This is a genomic window from Micromonospora sp. CPM1 (genome assembly GCF_023896895.1).
In the GTDB taxonomy this organism is placed as follows: Bacteria; Actinomycetota; Actinomycetes; order Mycobacteriales; family Micromonosporaceae; genus Micromonospora; species Micromonospora tulbaghiae.
This window is the reverse complement of the sequence record NZ_JAMHIU010000024.1, coordinates 15,299-32,271: the sequence shown is the minus strand read 5'-3', so window position 1 is coordinate 32,271 and position 16,973 is coordinate 15,299. Positions and strand designations below refer to the sequence as shown.

Genomic DNA, 16,973 nt, shown 5'->3' with positions numbered 1-16,973 from the left:
TCAGCCCGCCACATCCCGGCGGCCGTAGGCCCAGCCGCCCAGGGCCGCCAGGGCGAACGCCGCCGCAACCAGCACGCCCTGAGCCGTCCAGTTCGGCTCCGCGTCGGGCACGGCGGCGAGATGCGCGTACGGGGACAGCGCGCCGATCCAGGCGGGCGCGCGCACGCTCTCCGTCACCACCGTCAGCAGGAAACCACCCGCTGTGGGCAGCATGCCCAGCACGGGAACGAGCCGGGGCGCCGCGCCGACGGCGAGGGTGGCCGCCCCGGCGCCGAGCAACGCCAGCGGCAGCACGTTGAGCGTGCCCGCCAGGGCGGCGGTGAGCGGCAGGCCGGCGCCGACCACCGTGGTGCCCAGCCACGTCGCGAGACCGGCCGCGATCGCCAGCGCCACCGCCCCGGCGGACGCGCTGCCCACCTCGGCGGCGAGCAGCCGGACCCGGCTGACCGGGCCGGCCCGCAGCAGCGTGAGCCGGCCGGCGACCTCGGCGGCGACGAAGGCGTTCAACCGCGCGGTGGCGAACGCGCCGATCGGCACCGCCAGCAGCGCGAACAGCGTGGCCACGTACCCCCGGACCCGGTCGAGCCCGCCGAAGCCCGCCCGCGCGGCGAGGTCGGCGAAGGCGGGGTTCTGCTCCAGGAAGCCGGTCAGCGACGTGGCGAGCACGCCGATCAGCAGGAAGTAGGCGGTGACACCGGCGGCCCAGCCGGCGAGCGGACGCAGGGCGCGCCGCATCGCGAAGGCCGGCACCGAGTGCAGCAGGTGGCGTCGCGGTGCCCGGCCGGCCGGTGGGCGCAGCAGCCCGGCGCCCACGTCGCGCCGGGCGCACAGGGCCAGCGCCGCCCCGGTCAGCACGACGACGGCGGCCAGCGACACGAGCAGCGGCGCCCACCGGTTCTCGTGGTACGGGCGGGTGAGCGCGAGCGGACCGTACGGCGGCAGCCACCGCAGCCACGCCGCCGCCGGCCCGGAGTCGCCGGCCATCCGCGCCAGCAGGCCGGCCCCGAGCACGGCGAGGCCGCTACCGGCCGCCCCCGCCCGGGTCGGCTGGACCTGCACGACGACCGCGCCCACCGCGACCGCGAACGCCCCGGCCGAGGCGAGACCGGCCCCGTGCAGCAGCGCACCCTGCCACGGCGTGCCGGCCGCCGTCAGCGCGGCCGCGAGCAGCGAACCGGCCACCGCCGACGTCGCCGTCAGCGGCGCCAGGTGACGCCGCAGCACCGCCGCGGGTGTCAGCCGGCCGGCGAGCAGCAACCCCCACCGGCCGGCCTCCTCCTCGCCCCGGGTCACCCGGACGGTCGCCAGCAGGCTCCACACGCTGACCAGCACGGCCAGCACCGTGCCGGTGCGCCACACGGTGAACCCACCGGCGGTGTCCAGGGCGACGGGCTCGCCGAACAACGTACGGATCGCCGGGTTGTGCGCCAGCGCCTCCAGGGCGGCGACGTCCATGCCCTCGCCGACGGCGCCGGCGTAGGTGGCCACCACCAGGGCGGACATGCCGACGGTCAGACCGGTCACGACGAGGGCCGGCCGCCAGATGCCGCGGGCGGCGAGCAGGCTGACCGCTGTGCCGGCCGGGCGGGTCACGACTGCTCCCCGTAGTAGTCGAGGAAGATCTCCTCCAGGCTCGGCTCGCGTACGGTCAGCGAGGTGATCTCCGCGCCGGACAGGGCGCGCAGCGCGGCGGCGGGCGGGCCGGCGAGGGTGAAGCGCAGCAGTCCCTGCCGCTCCTCGACCGCTTCGACGCCGGGCACGCCGGCCAGGCCGGGTGCGGGGCCGGTGAACCCTACCGTCACCTCGCTGCGGTGCAGCCGCCGCAACTGCGGCACCGGGGCGATGTCGACGAGCCGGCCGGCCCGCAGGATCGCCACCCGGTCGCAGACCGCCTCCGCCTCGGCGAGCTGGTGCGAGCAGAGCAGCACGCTCTGCCCGTTGTCCCGCGCCTCGCCCACCGCGCGGCGGAACTGCAGCTCCATCAGCGGATCCAGCCCGCTCGTCGGCTCGTCGAGGACGAGCAGCGGCGCCCGGGTGGCGAACGCGGCGACCAGCGCGACCTTCTGCCGGTTGCCGGTCGAGTAGGTGCCGGCCGGGCGGGACGGGTCGAGCGCGAACCGCTCGACGAGGTCGGCCCGGTAGCCGGCGTCCACGCCGGGACCGGTCGCGGCGAGCAGGTCGAGGATCTCCGCGCCGGTGAGGTGCGGCCAGAGCGCCACGTCGGCGGGCACGTACGCCAGCAGCCGGTGCGCCGCCCGCACGTCAGCGGCGTCCGCCTCGAAGATCCGGGCGACACCCCGGGTGGGACGGGCGAGGCCGAGCAGCAACCGGATCGTGGTGGACTTGCCGGCGCCGTTGGGGCCGAGGAGACCGACCACCTCACCGGCTTCGACTGTCAGGTCCAGGCCGTCGAGGGCCACCAGGCGGCCGTAGTGCTTCGTCAGATCACGGGTGCGGACGGCGGGGACTCCCATGGCGCGGCTCCTGGAGACGGCGGGACGACGACCGCCGACCAGGCTTCCCGGCACACCGCGTTCACCGTACTGCCGATGTCCCGCCCCGGGGAAGCCCCGCCCGTGTCGTCATGGCCCCACCGGCCGGTCGACCAGCGCCACCAGCTTCTTCGGGGCCAGCACGCAGTAGCTCTCGGTGAGCAGTTCGGCGACCTCGGTCCAGTCCGTGTCCGCGTCCAGCCGCAGCCCGACCACGTCGGCGGCCCAGTCCGGCTTGAAGAAGTGCGGCCCGGCCGCGAGCAGCCCGGCGATCTCGTCACCGGGGGAGCGGAACGTCATCACGCAGACCGGCTCGTCGGTCGCCGCGGCCCGCGCGTACGCCGCCTGGTGGCCCGGGTCGACGGTGAGCACGTGGGCGAACGTCCGGCCGCGGACGCGCCATCGCACGCCCACCCAGGCCGCTTCCTCGTAGGTCTCCGGCAGGCCGAGGCAGACCGGCCGCAGGCGGGCGAGGTGCTCGGGTGGGACGTCTCCGGGGCCGGTCATGCGCGCAGGCTAGCCGCAGCCCCCGACAATCCGGCCGCACCGGCGTGGCGGCCCGCCGCCGCGCGTCCGGGAAGGAAATGTCGTAGCCGGGGAGTACGACAGCGATGAGTTTCGGTGAGCCGCACGGTCATTGCGGGGAGAACCCCTCGGACGAGAGGACGAGACATGAGCGGCGTACGAGTACTTGTCGGCACGCGCAAGGGCGCGTTCATCCTGACCTCGGACGGCAGGCGCGACGACTGGACCGTCGACGGGCCGCACTTCGGCGGCTGGGAGATCTACCACCTGACCGGTTCACCCGTCGAACCGGACCGGCTGTACGCGTCCCAGTCCGGCGGCTGGTTCGGGCAGTTGATCCAGCGCTCGGACGACGGCGGCCGGACCTGGGCGACTGTCGGCAACGACTTCGCCTACAGCGGCGAGGTGGGGCAGCACCTCTGGTACGACGGCACCCCACGGCCGTGGGAGTTCAAGCGGATCTGGCACCTGGAGCCGTCCCGCCACGACCCCGACACCGTGTACGCGGGCGGCGAGGACGCCGCCCTCTACCTGTCCACCGACGGCGGTCAGAAGTGGTCCGAGCTGACCGCGCTGCGGCAGCACCCGACCGGCCCGTCCTGGCAGCCCGGCGCGGGCGGGATGTGCCTGCACACGATCATCCTCGACGCGGCCGACCAGGACCGGATCTACGTCGCGATCTCGGCGGCGGGCGCGTTCCGCAGCGACGACGGCGGCGCGAGCTGGCTGCCGATCAACAAGGGCCTGCGTTCCGGCGAGATCCCCGACACCGACTCCGAGGTCGGGCACTGCGTGCACCGTCTCGCCCAGCACCCGTCCCGGCCGGACACGCTGTTCATGCAGAAGCACTGGGACGTCATGCGCACCGACGACGCGGGCGCCAACTGGCGGGAGGTCAGCGGCGACCTGCCGACGGACTTCGGCTTCCCGATCGCGGTGCACGCGCACGAGCCGGAGACGGTCTACGTGGTGCCGATCACCAGCGACTCGCTGCACTACCCGCCGGAGGGCAAGCTGCGCGTCTACCGCAGCCGTACCGGCGGTGAGCACTGGGAGCCGCTGACCGAGGGGCTGCCGCAGTCGCACTGCTACGTCAACGTGCTGCGCGACGCGATGGCCGTCGACACGCTCGACCCGTGCGGCATCTACTTCGGCACCACCGGCGGTCAGGTCTACCACTCGGCCGACGGCGGCGACACGTGGGCGCCGATCGTGCGGGACCTGCCGGGCGTGCTCTCGGTCGAGGTCCAGGTGCTGCCGTGATCCGGGTGGTGCTGCCGGCGCACCTGAAGAACCTGGCGCACGTCACCGGCGAGGTACGCGTCGAGGTGGCCGGGCCGCCCACCCAGCGGGAGGTGCTCGACGCGCTGGAGGCCGCGTACCCGATGCTGCTCGGCACGATCCGTGACCGGCACAGCGGGAAGCGCCGGCCGTTCGTCCGCTTCTACGCCTGCGAGCTGGACCTCTCCAACGAGTCCCCGGACGACCCGCTGCCGGAGGAGGTGGTCGCCGGCAAGGAGCCGTTCATCGTGCTCGGCGCGATGGCGGGCGGTTGAGCGCCACGGCCGGCCGTTGAGCGGCACCACCGGCGGTTGAGCGGCACGACCGGGAACCGCGCTCGCCAGCGCCACGTCTGACCGGCATGACCCGTCACGGATACCGGACGCTCGGATGCACGCTGACCGTCACGCTGGCTCTCGCCGGCTGCACCGCGTCACCGCCGGCCGCCGACCCGCCACCCACCGGGCGGGTCGTACCGGCCGGCGGGCTGCGGCTGGTGGCGTTCGACGGCTGCGACGAGGCGCTGCGGCAGCTCCGCACGGCCGCGAAGGCGGCGGTCGGCCCGTGGGGATTCGGCGCGGACGACCTCCGGCAGTTCAGCGCGGAACGGGCGACGGCGCTCGGCGGCGTCGCCAAGGACGCGAGCGGGGCGTCCGCGGCGGGCTACTCCGGCACCAACGTGCACGAGGCCGGCGTGGACGAACCGGACCTGGTCAAGACCGACGGGAAGCGGATCGTCACGGTCACCCGGGGCGTGCTGTCAGTGGTCGACCCGGCGAGCCGTCGCGTGACCGGCCGGCTGGCGCTCGATCCCGACGCCGAGCGGTTCTCCGGCGGCGAGGCGAGCCTGCTGCTGCACGGCGACCGGGCGCTCGTGCTGCTGCGCGCCGGACGGACCGTCAAGGGCCCCGTACCGGGCAGGCAGACGCGCCCGGGCACGACCCCGCAGGCCCGGCTGGTCCTGCTGGACCTCGCCGGACCGCCGCGCGTGGTCGGGGAGTACCGGATCGACGGCCTCCTGGTCGACGCCCGGCAGTCCGGCGCGACCGCCCGCGTGGTGATCCGGTCCGCGCCACGGCTCGACTTCCCCTACCGGTCCGATCGCAAGACGGACGCCCAGCGGATCGCCGCCAACCGCGCGGTCATCGACAAGGCCACGCTCGACGACTGGCTGCCCCGCTACGAGATCCGCGACGACGTGCGGACCGTCGGCACCGGACGGGTCGGCTGCGACCGGGTCAGCCGGCCGGCGGGCTTCTCCGGCGCGTCGATGGTGACTGTGCTCAGCTTCGACCTGGGCGCGTCCGCGCTCGGCGCCGGTGACCCGGTCACCGTGGCCGCCGACGGCGACACCGTCTACAGCAACGGCGCACGCCTCTACGTCGCCAACGACCAGCGCTGGCGGACGTGGCGTGGCGGGCCGTCCGCGGCACGCGACACCAACACCGAGATCTACCAGTTCGACACCGCGGCGGGCACGCCCCGCTTCGTCGCCGCCGGGTCCGTGCCCGGCTGGCTGATCGACCAGTACGCGCTGTCCGAGTGGGACGGTCACCTGCGTGTGGCGACCACGACGGGTGACACCTGGGGCCGGCGGACCACCTCGCAGTCCGGCGTCTACGTGCTGCGCACCGACGGCGCCACGCTGACGCGGGTCGGCGCGGTCACCGGTCTGGGCAAGGGCGAGCGGATCTTCGCGGTGCGGTTCGTCGGCGGCACCGGATACGTGGTCACGTTCCGGCAGACCGACCCGCTGTACGGTGTGGACCTGCGTGACCCGGCCGCGCCCCGGGTCACCGGCGAGTTGAAGATCAACGGGTATTCGTCGTACCTGCACCCGGCCGGCGACGGCCGCCTGATCGGGGTCGGCCAGGACGCGACCGACCAGGGGCGGGTGACGGGCACGCAGGTGTCGCTGTTCGACGTGGCCGACCCGGCCCGGCCGGCGCGGATCGCCCAGCACCACGTCGCGGGCGGCTGGTCCGAGGCGGAGAACGACCCGCACGCGTTCCTGTACTGGGCGCCGGAGCGCCTGGTGGTGATCCCGGTGCAGCGGCCGGGCGTGGTGACCGACCGGGCCGAGAGCGTCAAGGGCACGCCGTCCGGTGGTGTGCTGGCGCTGCGCATGGGCGACAAGGGCTTCACGGTCGCCGGCGCCGTCGACCATCCGGGCGCGCTCACCGACGGCGGCGAGTGGACCCCGATCCGCCGCTCGCTGATGGTCGACGGTGTGCTCTGGACGGTCTCCGACGCCGGTCTCAAGGCGACCGCCCTGTCCGGCATGACCACCCTGGCCTGGGTGCCGCTGACCTGACGCCGACCGAAGGAAGCCACTGGTCTGACGCCGGCCGGGAAACCCGTCGCGGCGGCGGGCGGCGTCCCGGATGATCGGGCCGTGCGGATCCGGCTGCGACGACTGTGCATCGACGGGCGCACCTTCACCTGGCGGGCGGAGATCCGGGAGGTGCGGGGCGACACCGACTGCCACCGCTGCGTCCGGCTTCGGATCTGGGGCGGCGGGAAGACGAGCCGGGCGCTCCAGGCGGATCTGCTGTCGACCACGTGGGGCACACCATGGCCGCCCTGTGCCGTCGACGACGTCTATCCGACCTCGGCCGACGTACGCGCCGTCATCGAGTACGCCCTGCGGCACGGATGGCAGCCCGATCGGCGCGGAGGCACGTACCCGCTCACGGAGCGGGAGCACGCCGCCCGGTTCCGGCTGCCCGGCTTCCTGCTCACCGACCGGCTGCGCGGACCGGAGGGCGGCGACCCGACGCGGCGCGTCGAGTCGGCGTGGACCGCCACGAACGGCGGCTGACCGGGCCTCGCCGCGCCCACGAGTGCGCGACGAGGCCCGGTTCCCTCACTGTTCCAGCGCCGCCTCGGCCGCCGCCACCTGCGGTCCCACCCGCAGCGCGTGTGCGACGACGCCGCCGAGGAGGAACGTCGCGGCGGTGACCGCGGCGATCCGGTTGCCCGGCTCCTGCGCCATCCACAGCGCCGCCTGCCGCCATTGCGGCCCGCCCGGGACGGCCAGGAACGCCCCCAGGGCGGCCCAGGCGGTCGGCACCTGCCAGGCGGCCCGCGCGCCTGCGAGCGCGGCGCCGAGCCCGACCAGCCCGATCAGCCCGGCCGTGTTGCGGGCCAGCGCGGCCGGCGGACCGAAGTCCGCGCCGAGAACGCGGGCGGCGGCCAGCATCCCGACCACCGCCGCGCCGTACGTGAGCAGGTGCCCGGCCCGGCGCGGCGGCCAGGACCACGCGGCGGTCCGCTCCAGCGCCGGGTCGGTGCCGGCCAGCGTCGGCCCGAGCGGCGCCACCGCCAGCGCGGTGGTGAGCACGGCGAGGCCGGCGGGCACCTCGGGGCGATCGGTGAAGCCGGACCAGGCGGCGGCCATCACGGCGACCGCGACAGCGGATCCGGCCAGGGCGGCGGGTAGCCGGCGGGACCGCACGTACAGCGGCAGCCAGCGGCTCACGGCGCGGCCCGTCCGGTGAGCGCCGGCATCAGGTCCGGCTCGCACCGCGCGGCCGCGTCCCGCAGCGCGGTGACCCGCCGCATCTGCTCCGGCTCGGGCAGCGCGCGCAGTTGCCGCACCCCGGCCCGGATCTCCTCCTGCTGCTCGTCGGCGTACCGGTATCCGGTCCAGGAGTCCCACAGCCGTACGGTCTCGGTGTCCAGCAGCCAGGCCGCGACGATCGCCGGGGCGATGTCGTCGCCGCTGCGGCCGCAGCCGGACCACATGGTGCCGCCGCCCAGGGCGATGCGCTCGGCCACGTCCGCGGCCCGGCCGGTGTCCGGGTCGACCTCGAGGAGGAACTGGACGGTGCCGGGTGCGGGCTTGGGCCGGTGCCACTGCTCGCTGTCGTTGCTGCCGATGGTGTCCAGCCGCAACTCCGCCGCGCGGGTCGGTGCGTCCGGCAGCTTCGCCAGCGCGCGCAGCCCTCGGTGGGCCTCGGTGGTGACCTCGGGCAGCAGGTGCGCGTTGACGGCGGTGACGCACACCTGCGGCGCGCCGTCGGCGCAGACGTAGCGGCGCGCTCCCGGGTCGAGCTGCCAGATCCCGGCCGGGCCGGGCACGCCGATCAGCACGAGACCCGCCACGCCGCCGGCCAGGCCCGCGAGCGCGCCGGCCCGGGTCAGCCACGACCCGCCCGCCGCCAGGAGCAGGCCGGCGAGCACCAGCCCGGCCCCCAGCGCCAGCCGGCTCAGCAGCAGCCGGTCCGACAGCGTCTCCCAGGGCGTGTCCGGCGGCCAGTTGATCATGAGGGACACGTTCGACACCTTGCTGTCCGCACCCGCGAGCATGGACGTGCCCTCCTGCGCGACCAGCGCGGCGGCGGCCAGCAGCGGGGGCAGCAGCGGTGAGGGCCACAGGCGCCCGACGGCCGTGCCGCACCAGGCCGCGCCGACGAGCACCAGCACGTCGACCAGGGGCCCGGCGAGCCCGCGTACGCCGACGTAGGCGCCGCCGGTGGCGACCAGCGCCGCACCGCCGGCGAGCACGAGCAGGTGCGCGGCCGCGACGGCGACGCCGAGCGCGGTCATCGCCGGCAGCGTGCGCTGCCAGCGGGGCCGGCCGGTGCTGTTCATCAGCTCGTCGGCGCGGGTGCGCCGGTCCCGGCGGCCGAGCACCGCGCCGCCGGCCAGCGCCAGGGGCATCAGGAGGAACATGGCCGAGGAGTGCACGTAGCCCAGCCGCAGCCACTGTCCCTGCCAGAAGCTGTACATGCTGGCGACGCCGAGGATCCCGATGACGAGGAGCAGCACCGCCACGGCCGGCGCGTTCGAGCGGCGCAGTTCGATACGGACCTGTCGGATCATCACGCGCCCCGGTGCTGCTGGAGGAGGTACGAGTAGCCGCGCTCCGCTGCGCTGTCGCCGACGCCGCCGGTCTCGCCGTGGCGGACCAGGTCGGCGGGCAGGCCCTGGAACACGCGGGCGCCGTCGTCCATCAGGATGACGTCGGAGCAGGCCGCCACCACGTCCTCCACCAGGTGGGTCGAGACCAGCACGCACGCGTCCGCGCCGAGTTCGCGGATCAGCTCGCGGAACTGCACCCGCTGCTCCGGGTCCAGGCCGACAGTCGGTTCGTCGAGCAGCAGCAGCTCCGGTTCGTTCACGATCGCCTGGGCGATGCCGGCCCGGCGCAGCATGCCGCCGGACAGCGACTTGAGCTTGGCGTCGGCCCGGTCGGTGAGGCGTACCCGGTCGATTGCCCGCTGGGCGGCGCCCGGCACCGCGGAGGCGGGCATCTCCCGCAGCCAGGCCACGTACTCGACGTACTCCCGGACCGTGAACCGGGGGTAGTAGCCGAACTGCTGCGGCAGGTAGCCGAGGCGGCGGCGCACCGGGCGCAGCTCACGGGTCGTGGCGGCGTCCGCGCCGAGCAGCCGCAGCACGCCGGCGTGCGGCTTGACCACAGTGGCGAGCGCGCGCATCAGCGTGCTCTTGCCGGCGCCGTTCGGGCCGAGCAGCCCGTGCACGCCGGTGCCGAGCGTCAGGCCGAGGTTGTCGACGGCCAGGTGCCGCCCGGCCTTCACCGACAGTCCCACCGCCTCGATCCGCCAGGCGTGCCGGGTCGGCGCCACCTCGTCGGCGCTCACTGCGCGTACCAATGTCGTCTCCTTCTCGGGGCAGGGTGGTCCGCGGCGCCGTCGGGGCGCCGTGGCGTGGTTCCGGGGGGCCGGCGTCAGCCGGCGGGCCGCCGCAGGTGTTCGGCGCGCAGCGCGGTCAGCAGAGTGAGCACGACGGCGGCCGCCGCCCAGGCGGGCATGGTGGCGGGCCGGAGCAGGGCGTCGGTCGCGGCGGCGGCGCGGGCCGGGTCGGCGCCGCCGATGATCGACACGGCCGCGACCGCCGCGAGCCAGCCGCCGCCGAGGACGGCGGCGGCCAGCGGCACGCCGACGCGGCTGCCGAGCAGCAGCGTCGCCGCGGTGAACGTCAGGCAGGGCAGCAGCCACAGCGCGGGGTTGCGGCCGACCGCCAGCCCGGCCACCGCGAGCACCGGCGCCACCAGGAGCAGAACCGCGAGGGTACGGCGCAGCAGCAGTTCCAGCCCGGCGCGGGCGGTGCCGGCGACCACCTCCCAGTTCGGGTTGGCGCGTCGCGACCAGGCCACCGCGAGCCCGGCCAGCGGCGCCACCGGCGCCAGCAGCAGCACCGCCGACGGCTGGTCCGGGTAGTTGCGGTCCAGCAGCACCGCGGCGAGGATCGCCGTGCAGGTCATGGCCGCCCAGGCCAGCAGCGACCAGTCGGTCCAGCGCAGCCACCACCGCCGCAGCGGACGCCGGCGCACCGGCCGTGGCCCGGTGCGCGCCTGTTCCAGGATCGCCTCCCGGGTGTCGCCGAGCAGGGCCCGCAGCGGCGGGGCGGCCAGCTCGCCGAGCCGGTCCCGGCACTCGGCGCAGCCCTCCAGGTGCACCTCGATCGTCCAGGCGGCGGCGTCGTCGGGGCTGCCCGCGGCGTACGCGGTCAGGGCCGAGGGGGGAACGTGAGCGGTCATGCCAGCGCCTCCCGTAGCGCGTTGCGGGCACGCCGCGCCCGGCTCTTCACGGTGCCTTCCGGCACCCCCAGCAGGACGGAGGTCTCCCGGACGGTCAGCCCGTCCAGGACCATCGCGGCGAGCACCGCCCGCAGCTCCGGTGCGAGGGCGTCCAGCGCGGCGCCCACCTCCGAGCCGAGCGACCCGGCGAGCGCCTCGTCCTCGGCGGCCGGCGCGCTGCGTACCGGCAGCACGTCGGTCGGCACCTCCTGCACCCGGGCGCGGCGGCGCAGCGCGTCGACCAGGCGCCGGGCCGCGATGGTCCAGATCCAGCCGGCGGCCGAGCCACCCGGCGCGTCCGCGCCGCCGGAGGGCCGGATCCCGCTGAACGAGCCGGCGGCCCGCCACACCGTCAGGTACGTGTCCTGGAGGACCTCGGCGACGATGCCGTCGTCGGCGCACCGCCGCCGCAGCCGGATCGCGAGCCACGGCGACGTACGCCGGTACAGCTCGTCGAACGCGTCCAGGTCGGCGCGCGCGACCCGCCGCAGCAGCCGCTCCTCGTCCTGTTGGCTTCCTCCCACGCCTAGATGGTCGTTCACGGCACCTCCGACGGATCACGGCGCGGCGTGACCTGGGTCACACCGCGCCGTGGGTGGGTGTCCGTCACTCCGGTGCGGCGAACGGTCCCTTCGGTCCGAACGCCAGCGCGGCGAACCGCTCGCCGATGCGCCGGTCGGCGGCCGGGTCGGGGTGCAGCTCGTCGGGCAGCGGCAGTTCGGCGTAGTCGGCCTCGCCGTACAGCTCCAGGCCGTCGAGGTAGTGCAGGTTCGGGTCCGCGGCCCGGGACGCCACGATCCGGGCCAGCTCGGCGCGGATGACGCGCAGCGTGAGCCGGCCGGACGCCACCTCGGCCGGGTCGCCGGTGGCCCGGAACCGCACCCGCCCGTCGACGAACTCGACCGCGCCCGGGCCGGGCGTGTCCTCCTGGATCGGGCACAGGATCGACGACACGACCAGCAGCGGGGTGTCCGGATGCCCCTCCCGGAGGGTGTCCAGGAAGCCGTGCACGGCGGGGCCGAACGCGCGCAGCCGCATCAGGTCGCTGTTCACCACGTTGATGCCGATCTTGACGCTGATCAGGTCGGCCGGGGTGTCCCGCATGGCCCGCGCGGTGAACGGGTCGAGCAGAGCGCTGCCGCTGAACCCGAGGTTGACCAGCTCCACGCCGGCGAGCGTGGCGGCGATCGCCGGCCAGGTGCCGGTGGGGCTCTCCGCGTCCGAGCCGTGGCTGATCGAGCTGCCGTGGTGCAGCCACACCCGGCGGCCACCCGTGTCGGCCGGCTCGACCGGCGCGTCGGTGCGCAGCGCGACCAGCTCGGTGATCTCCCGGTGCGGCAGCCAGATCACCACCTCCTTGTCGGTGGCGGGCAGGTCGGTGAAGCGCACCGTGCCGACCGGACCGGCCTCGACGCCGGACGTGCCGGTGGCGAGGTCGATGGTGAGCACCTTGCCGCCGTCGGCGGTGGCCTGACCGGCGAGGCGGCCGTCGACGACCAGGTCGTAGCGGCCGTCGGGTCGCGGCCCGGTGCCCCGGTAGACCATCTTCGTGGGCAGCACGTCCAGCTCGACTGTGGTGGCGCGGGTACGGAACACCAGCCTTACGCCCGAGGGCATCGCCTCCGCCGTCATCAGCTGCGGGTCGACGTTCTGCGCCCGGGCCCACGCGGGCAGCCGGTGCGGCAGCACGCCGTCCGCTGTGTGTTCCAGGTCGAGCGCGCCGCGCAGCAGGTCGGAGGTGATCGGGGTGGTGATGTGCGGGGATGCCATGATCCCGATCCTGCCCCCGGAGCCGGGGGAGCGGCCACCTGATTCATCCGACAGGCCGGACTCGTCACGCCGGGTCAGTCGGCGAGCACCCGATCCACGTACCGGGCGGTCATGGTGGCGAGTACCCGGTCCGGGTCGGTGTCCCACACCTCGGCGTTGAAGATCTCCACCTCGATGTCGCCTGAGTACCCGGCGGCCTCCACCGCGCGGCGCAGCGGCGGGAAGTCGATGTGCCCGTCGCCCATCATGCCGCGCCCGAGCAGCACGTCGGCCGGCAGCGGGGTGAGGAAGTCGCACACCTGGAAGCTCGCGATCCGCGTTCCGGCGCGGGCGATCTGCCGCCACACGTCCGGATCCCACCAGACGTGGAACGTGTCCACCACGACGCCGACCTGCTCGGCCGGGAACGCCTCGGCCAGGTCGAGCGCCTGCCCGAGCGTGGACAGCACCGCCCGGTCGGCGCAGTACATCGGGTGCAGCGGCTCCAGCGCGAGCCGTACCCCGCGCTCGGCGGCGTACGGCGCCAGCTCGGCCAGCGCGTCGGCGACCCGCCGCCGGGCACCGGGCAGGTCGCGGGAGCCGGGCGGCAGGCCGCCGACGACCAGCACCAGGCAGGCGGCACGCAGCGCGGCGGCCTCGTCGATCGCGCGCCGGTTGTCCGCCAGGGCCTCGATTCGTCCGGCCTCGTCGGCGGCGGTGAGGAACCCGCCCCGGCACAGCGACGACACCCGCAGCCCGGCGCCGGTGACGAGCCGCGCGGCGGCCGGTACGCCGATCTCGGCCACCGGCTCGCGCCACAGCCCGATCGCCGGGATGCCGGCGCGCACACACCCGTCGACCGCCTCCGCCACCGACCAGCGCCGCGTGGTGCGCTGGTTGAGCGACAGCCGGGCCAGCCGGGGGTCGGCGGTCATCCGGCCACGCCCGCGACGTCGAGGTACGCGCGCATCCGCCGCGCCGCCAGTTCCGGGTCGCGCAGCAGCCCGGCGGCGTCGGCCAGCCGGAACGCCTCGACCAGGTGCGGTACGCCGCGCCCGCCGTGCAGGCCGCCGACCATGGTGAAGCCCGGCTGCTGCCCGTTCAGCCAGGACAGGAACGCGATGCCGGTCTTGTAGTACGGCGTGGGCGGGGCGAACAGGTGCCGGGACAGCGGCACCGTCGGGTCGAGGACGGCGCGGAACCCGGCCGGGTCGTCCGCGTCGAGGCGTCCCAGTGCCGCCGACGCGGCCGGGGCGATCGCCGCGAACGCGCCGAGCAGGGCGTGGCTGAACCGCTTCCCGTCGCCCTCGATCAGCTCCGGGTAGTGGTAGTCGTCGCCGGTGTAGACCTTCACGGCCGGCGGCAGCAGCTCCCGCAGCCGCACCTCCCGGCCCGCGTCGAGCAGCGACACCTTCACCCCGTCGACCAGGTCGGCGTGGGCGTGCACCAGCGCCGCGAACGTCGCGGTGGCCTCGTCCAGGTCGGTCGAGCCCCAGTAGCCGGTCAGCGCCGGGTCGAACATGTCGCCGAGCCAGTGCAGCACCACGGGCGCGCCTGCCTCCCGCAGCACCCGTTCGTAGACGCGCAGGTAGTCCTCCGGGCCGGTGGCGAGCGCGGCGAGGTGCCGGCTGGCCATCAGCACCGGCGTGGCACCGCACTCCTGGACCACTGTGACCTGCTCGGCGTACGCGGCGACCACCTCGTCGAGCGTGGCGGGCGGGCCGGTGAGCTGGTCGGTGCCGGCCCCGGCCACGATGCGCCCGCTGCAGGCGGCGGCCTCGGCGGCGCTGCGCCGGATCAGCTCGCGGGTGGCCGCCCAGTCCAGCCCCATCCCGCGCTGCGCCGTGTCCATCGCCTCGGCCACACCCAGGCCCCACGACCACAGGTCGCGCCGCACCGCGAGCGTCGTGTCCCAGTCCAGCCGCGCCGGGCGGCCGGGGGAGTTGTCGGCGTACGGGTCGGCGACGACGTGCGCCGCCGCGTACGCGATCCGGCCGGCCGGCGGCGCGGACGGCCGGTGCCAGGCGGGCGGTTCCCGCAGCGTCAGCTTCTCGGTGCCACCGCCCGGAACCGGCAGCGTGATCCGCGTGCTCACCGGGGGATCTCCTCGATCGGCACCCGCCGCCCCTCCCGCGCCGAGCGCAGCCCGGCCTCGGCCAGTTGCACGCCCCGGGCGCCGGCGAGGAAGTCCCACGGGAACGGTTCGTCGTCGACGACGTGCCGCAGGAACGCCTCCCACTGCACCTTGAACGCGTTGTCGTGCTCGCCGTTGTCCGGCACGGTCTGCCACTGCGCGCGGAACGGCTCGGTGGCCGGCAGGTCGGGGTTCCACACCGGCATCGGGGTGGCGCCCCGGTGCTGGATGCGGCAGTCGCGCAGCCCGGCGACAGCGCTGCCGTGCGTGCCGTCGACCTGGAACTCGACCAGCTCGTCCCGGTGCACGCGGACCGCCCAGGAGGAGTTGACCTGCGCGATGATGCCGCCGGCCAGCTCGAAGATGCCGTACGCGGCGTCGTCGGCGGTGGCCCGGTAGCGGGCGCCGGTCTCGTCGACGCGCTCGGGGATGTGGGTGGCGGTGACGGCGGTGACGGCGGTGACCGGGGCGATGATCTGCTCCAGCACGTAGTGCCAGTGCGGGAACATGTCCAGCGTGATGCCGCCGCCGTCCTCGGCGCGGTAGTTCCAGCTCGGGCGCTGCGCGGTCTGCCAGTCGCCCTCGAACACCCAGTAGCCGAACTCGCCGCGCACGGACAGGATCCGGCCGAAGAAGCCGCCGTCCACGAGCCGCTTGAGCTTGCGCAGGCCGGGCAGGAACAGCTTGTCCTGCACGACGCCGTTGCGGACGCCCCTGGCGGCGGCGAGCCGGGCCAGCTCCAGCGAGGCGAGGAACCCCTCGGCGAGCGGCTTCTCGGTGTAGACGTGCTTGCCGGCCTCGATCGCCGCCCGGATCGCCTTCTCCCGCGCGGTGGTCACCTGCGCGTCGAAGTAGATCCGGTGGGCGTCGTCGGCGAGCGCCGCGTCCAGGTCGGTGGTGTACGCCGACAGCCCGTGCCGCTCGGCGATCTCGGCGAGCCGGTTCTCGTCGCGGCCGACCAGGGTCAGCTCGGGCCAGATGCGGCTGCCGTCGCGGGCCGGGACGCCGCCCTGTTCGCGGATGGCGAGCAGGGACCGGACGAGGTGCTGCCGGTAGCCCATCCGGCCGGTGACGCCGTTGAGGATGATGCCGACGGACGTGCGTTCCACTGGGCCTCCCCGCAGGTGAATGCGCTTTCAGTAAGCGCTTTCAGGGTGCTACCGTAGCCACGCCGGAACACCGGGTCAAGACGTTCCGCAGGGAGACGCATCGATGTCGCACGTGACGCTGGAAGACGTGGCCAGGGCGGCCGACGTATCCCTGGCCACCGCCTCCCGGGCGCTCAACGGGCGGCGCGTCACCCCGCACCTGCACGACCGGGTCCTGGCCGCCGCCGCGCGCCTCGCGTACACCCCGAACGCCCACGCCCGCGCGCTGGCCGGCGCGTCCCGCCGCAGCGTCGGCGTCGTCTGCCACGACGTCACCGACCCCTACTTCGCCGCCGTCGCCGGCGGCGTCATGCGCGTCGCCGCCGACAACGACCTGCTGGTCATGCTCGCCAGCACGTTCCGCGACCCGGAACGCGAGATCGCGTACGTGTCGATGCTGCGCGCCGAACGCGCCCCGGCCATCCTGCTCATCGGCTCCGGATTCGAGGACCCCCGCTGGGAGCGGGCCATGGCCGCCGAGCTGGCGCCCTACCTCGACGGCGGCGGCCGGGTCGCGGTGGTCAGCCGGCACCGCACCCTGAAGGTCGACAGCGTCCTGCCGGAGAACCGGGCCGGCGCCGCCGAGCTGGCCCGCGCGCTGCTCGGCCTGGGGCACCGCCGCTTCGCGGTGCTCTCCGGCCCGCCCGAGCTGACCACAGTCGCCGACCGGCTCGGCGGGTTCCGCGACGAGCTGACCGCCGCCGGTGTGACGCTCGCCCCGGGCGCGGTGGCCGAGGCGGCGTTCACCCGCGACGGCGGCTACCGGGCGATGACCGAGCTGCTCGACCGCGGGCTCGACGCCACCTGCGTGTTCGCGTGCACCGACGTGATGGCCGTCGGCGCGTACGCGGCGCTGCGCGACCGCGGGCTGTCGGTGCCCGGCGACGTCTCGGTCGCCGGCTTCGACGACATCCCGGTCGTACGCGACCTCACCCCGCCGCTGACCACAGTGGCGTTGCCGCTGCACCGGCTCGGCGAGGAGGCGATGAAGCTGGCCCTGACCGAGAACGCCGGTCGGCGCCGCCGGATCGTGCGGCTGCCCGGCGAGGTGGTGCTGCGGGCCAGCACGGCCCCGGTCGCCTGAGCCCGGCCGGTAG

17 protein-coding genes are annotated in these 16,973 nt (G+C 75.3%); 5 read left to right on the top strand and 12 right to left on the bottom strand.

The features are described 5' to 3' along the window. The 3 genes from M8C11_RS24895 to M8C11_RS24885 form a co-directional block, all read right to left on the bottom strand. A complete protein-coding gene (locus M8C11_RS24895; protein ID WP_252453643.1) occupies nt 1–1,593 on the bottom strand; it encodes a hypothetical protein in 1,593 nt (530 codons plus the stop codon). After that, a complete protein-coding gene (locus M8C11_RS24890) occupies nt 1,590–2,474 on the bottom strand; it encodes an ABC transporter ATP-binding protein (RefSeq protein WP_252453640.1) in 885 nt (294 codons plus the stop codon). Before M8C11_RS24890 ends, M8C11_RS24895 begins: the two co-directional genes overlap by 4 nt. 108 nt (nt 2,475–2,582) lie before the next feature. Further along, a complete protein-coding gene (locus tag M8C11_RS24885; protein ID WP_252453637.1) occupies nt 2,583–2,999 on the bottom strand; it encodes an MmcQ/YjbR family DNA-binding protein in 417 nt (138 codons plus the stop codon). Between the two features lie 165 nt (nt 3,000–3,164). Between M8C11_RS24885 and M8C11_RS24880 the strand changes: the two genes are divergently transcribed. The 4 genes from M8C11_RS24880 (at nt 3,165) to M8C11_RS24865 (ending at nt 7,119) form a co-directional block, all read left to right on the top strand. Next, the gene (locus M8C11_RS24880; protein ID WP_252453634.1) at nt 3,165–4,280 is read left to right on the top strand and encodes an exo-alpha-sialidase; all 1,116 of its coding nucleotides are present in this window, start codon (nt 3,165–3,167) and stop codon (nt 4,278–4,280) included. Then, the gene (locus M8C11_RS24875; protein WP_018784437.1) at nt 4,277–4,573 is read left to right on the top strand and encodes a MoaD/ThiS family protein; all 297 of its coding nucleotides are present in this window, start codon (nt 4,277–4,279) and stop codon (nt 4,571–4,573) included. Before M8C11_RS24880 ends, M8C11_RS24875 begins: the two co-directional genes overlap by 4 nt. An 86-nt stretch (nt 4,574–4,659) precedes the next feature. Continuing rightward, nucleotides 4,660–6,612, top strand: coding sequence for a beta-propeller domain-containing protein (locus M8C11_RS24870; RefSeq protein WP_252453631.1), 1,953 nt, complete (start codon nt 4,660–4,662; stop codon nt 6,610–6,612). Nucleotides 6,613–6,693: 81 nt separating this feature from the next. Then, a complete protein-coding gene (locus tag M8C11_RS24865) occupies nt 6,694–7,119 on the top strand; it encodes an integrase (protein ID WP_252453628.1) in 426 nt (141 codons plus the stop codon). A 45-nt stretch (nt 7,120–7,164) separates the two neighbouring features. Here M8C11_RS24865 and M8C11_RS24860 read toward each other — a convergent pair whose 3' ends face one another. The 9 genes from M8C11_RS24860 to M8C11_RS24820 all read right to left on the bottom strand — a co-directional run bounded on the left by M8C11_RS24860 (nt 7,165) and on the right by M8C11_RS24820 (nt 15,837). Beyond that, a complete protein-coding gene (locus M8C11_RS24860; protein ID WP_252453625.1) occupies nt 7,165–7,779 on the bottom strand; it encodes a hypothetical protein in 615 nt (204 codons plus the stop codon). Next, the gene (locus tag M8C11_RS24855) at nt 7,776–9,125 is read right to left on the bottom strand and encodes a hypothetical protein (RefSeq protein ID WP_252453622.1); all 1,350 of its coding nucleotides are present in this window, start codon (nt 9,123–9,125) and stop codon (nt 7,776–7,778) included. Before M8C11_RS24855 ends, M8C11_RS24860 begins: the two co-directional genes overlap by 4 nt. Beyond that, nucleotides 9,125–9,919, bottom strand: coding sequence for an ABC transporter ATP-binding protein (locus tag M8C11_RS24850; RefSeq protein WP_120570014.1), 795 nt, complete (start codon nt 9,917–9,919; stop codon nt 9,125–9,127). Before M8C11_RS24850 ends, M8C11_RS24855 begins: the two co-directional genes overlap by 1 nt. 74 nt (nt 9,920–9,993) lie before the next feature. Then, complete coding sequence (locus tag M8C11_RS24845) at nt 9,994–10,806, bottom strand: zf-HC2 domain-containing protein (protein ID WP_252453618.1); 813 nt, start codon at nt 10,804–10,806, stop codon at nt 9,994–9,996. Then, on the bottom strand, nt 10,803–11,387 hold the full coding sequence (locus tag M8C11_RS24840; RefSeq protein WP_252453616.1) for an RNA polymerase sigma factor: 585 nt from the start codon (nt 11,385–11,387) through the stop codon (nt 10,803–10,805). Before M8C11_RS24840 ends, M8C11_RS24845 begins: the two co-directional genes overlap by 4 nt. Nucleotides 11,388–11,451: 64 nt before the next feature. Beyond that, a complete protein-coding gene (locus M8C11_RS24835) occupies nt 11,452–12,615 on the bottom strand; it encodes a GDSL-type esterase/lipase family protein (RefSeq protein WP_252453614.1) in 1,164 nt (387 codons plus the stop codon). Nucleotides 12,616–12,689: 74 nt separating this feature from the next. Further along, nucleotides 12,690–13,529, bottom strand: coding sequence for a sugar phosphate isomerase/epimerase (locus tag M8C11_RS24830; protein WP_252453612.1), 840 nt, complete (start codon nt 13,527–13,529; stop codon nt 12,690–12,692). Beyond that, nucleotides 13,526–14,689, bottom strand: coding sequence for a dihydrodipicolinate synthase family protein (locus tag M8C11_RS24825; RefSeq protein ID WP_252453610.1), 1,164 nt, complete (start codon nt 14,687–14,689; stop codon nt 13,526–13,528). The genes M8C11_RS24830 and M8C11_RS24825 overlap by 4 nt, the downstream gene beginning before the upstream one ends. Further along, nucleotides 14,686–15,837: a Gfo/Idh/MocA family protein gene (locus M8C11_RS24820; RefSeq protein ID WP_252453608.1), complete on the bottom strand. Its 1,152-nt coding sequence runs from the start codon at nt 15,835–15,837 to the stop codon at nt 14,686–14,688. Before M8C11_RS24820 ends, M8C11_RS24825 begins: the two co-directional genes overlap by 4 nt. 103 nt (nt 15,838–15,940) lie before the next feature. Here M8C11_RS24820 and M8C11_RS24815 point away from each other — a divergent pair, with 103 nt between their 5' ends. Further along, nucleotides 15,941–16,960 carry a LacI family DNA-binding transcriptional regulator gene (locus M8C11_RS24815; RefSeq protein WP_252453606.1) on the top strand — a complete coding sequence of 340 codons (1,020 nt, stop codon included), beginning with the start codon at nt 15,941–15,943 and terminating at the stop codon, nt 16,958–16,960. The last annotated feature ends 13 nt before the right edge of the window (nt 16,961–16,973 follow it).

Coding starts and splice junctions, on each gene's coding strand:
- M8C11_RS24890 (WP_252453640.1), bottom strand. CDS start 2,474: ATGGGAGTCCCCGCCGTCCGCACCCGTGATCTGACGAAGCACTACGGC.
- M8C11_RS24885 (WP_252453637.1), bottom strand. CDS start 2,999: ATGACCGGCCCCGGAGACGTCCCACCCGAGCACCTCGCCCGCCTGCGG.
- M8C11_RS24880 (WP_252453634.1), top strand. CDS start 3,165: ATGAGCGGCGTACGAGTACTTGTCGGCACGCGCAAGGGCGCGTTCATC.
- M8C11_RS24870 (WP_252453631.1), top strand. CDS start 4,660: ATGACCCGTCACGGATACCGGACGCTCGGATGCACGCTGACCGTCACG.
- M8C11_RS24855 (WP_252453622.1), bottom strand. CDS start 9,125: ATGATCCGACAGGTCCGTATCGAACTGCGCCGCTCGAACGCGCCGGCC.
- M8C11_RS24845 (WP_252453618.1), bottom strand. CDS start 10,806: ATGACCGCTCACGTTCCCCCCTCGGCCCTGACCGCGTACGCCGCGGGC.
- M8C11_RS24835 (WP_252453614.1), bottom strand. CDS start 12,615: ATGGCATCCCCGCACATCACCACCCCGATCACCTCCGACCTGCTGCGC.
- M8C11_RS24830 (WP_252453612.1), bottom strand. CDS start 13,529: ATGACCGCCGACCCCCGGCTGGCCCGGCTGTCGCTCAACCAGCGCACC.
- M8C11_RS24815 (WP_252453606.1), top strand. CDS start 15,941: ATGTCGCACGTGACGCTGGAAGACGTGGCCAGGGCGGCCGACGTATCC.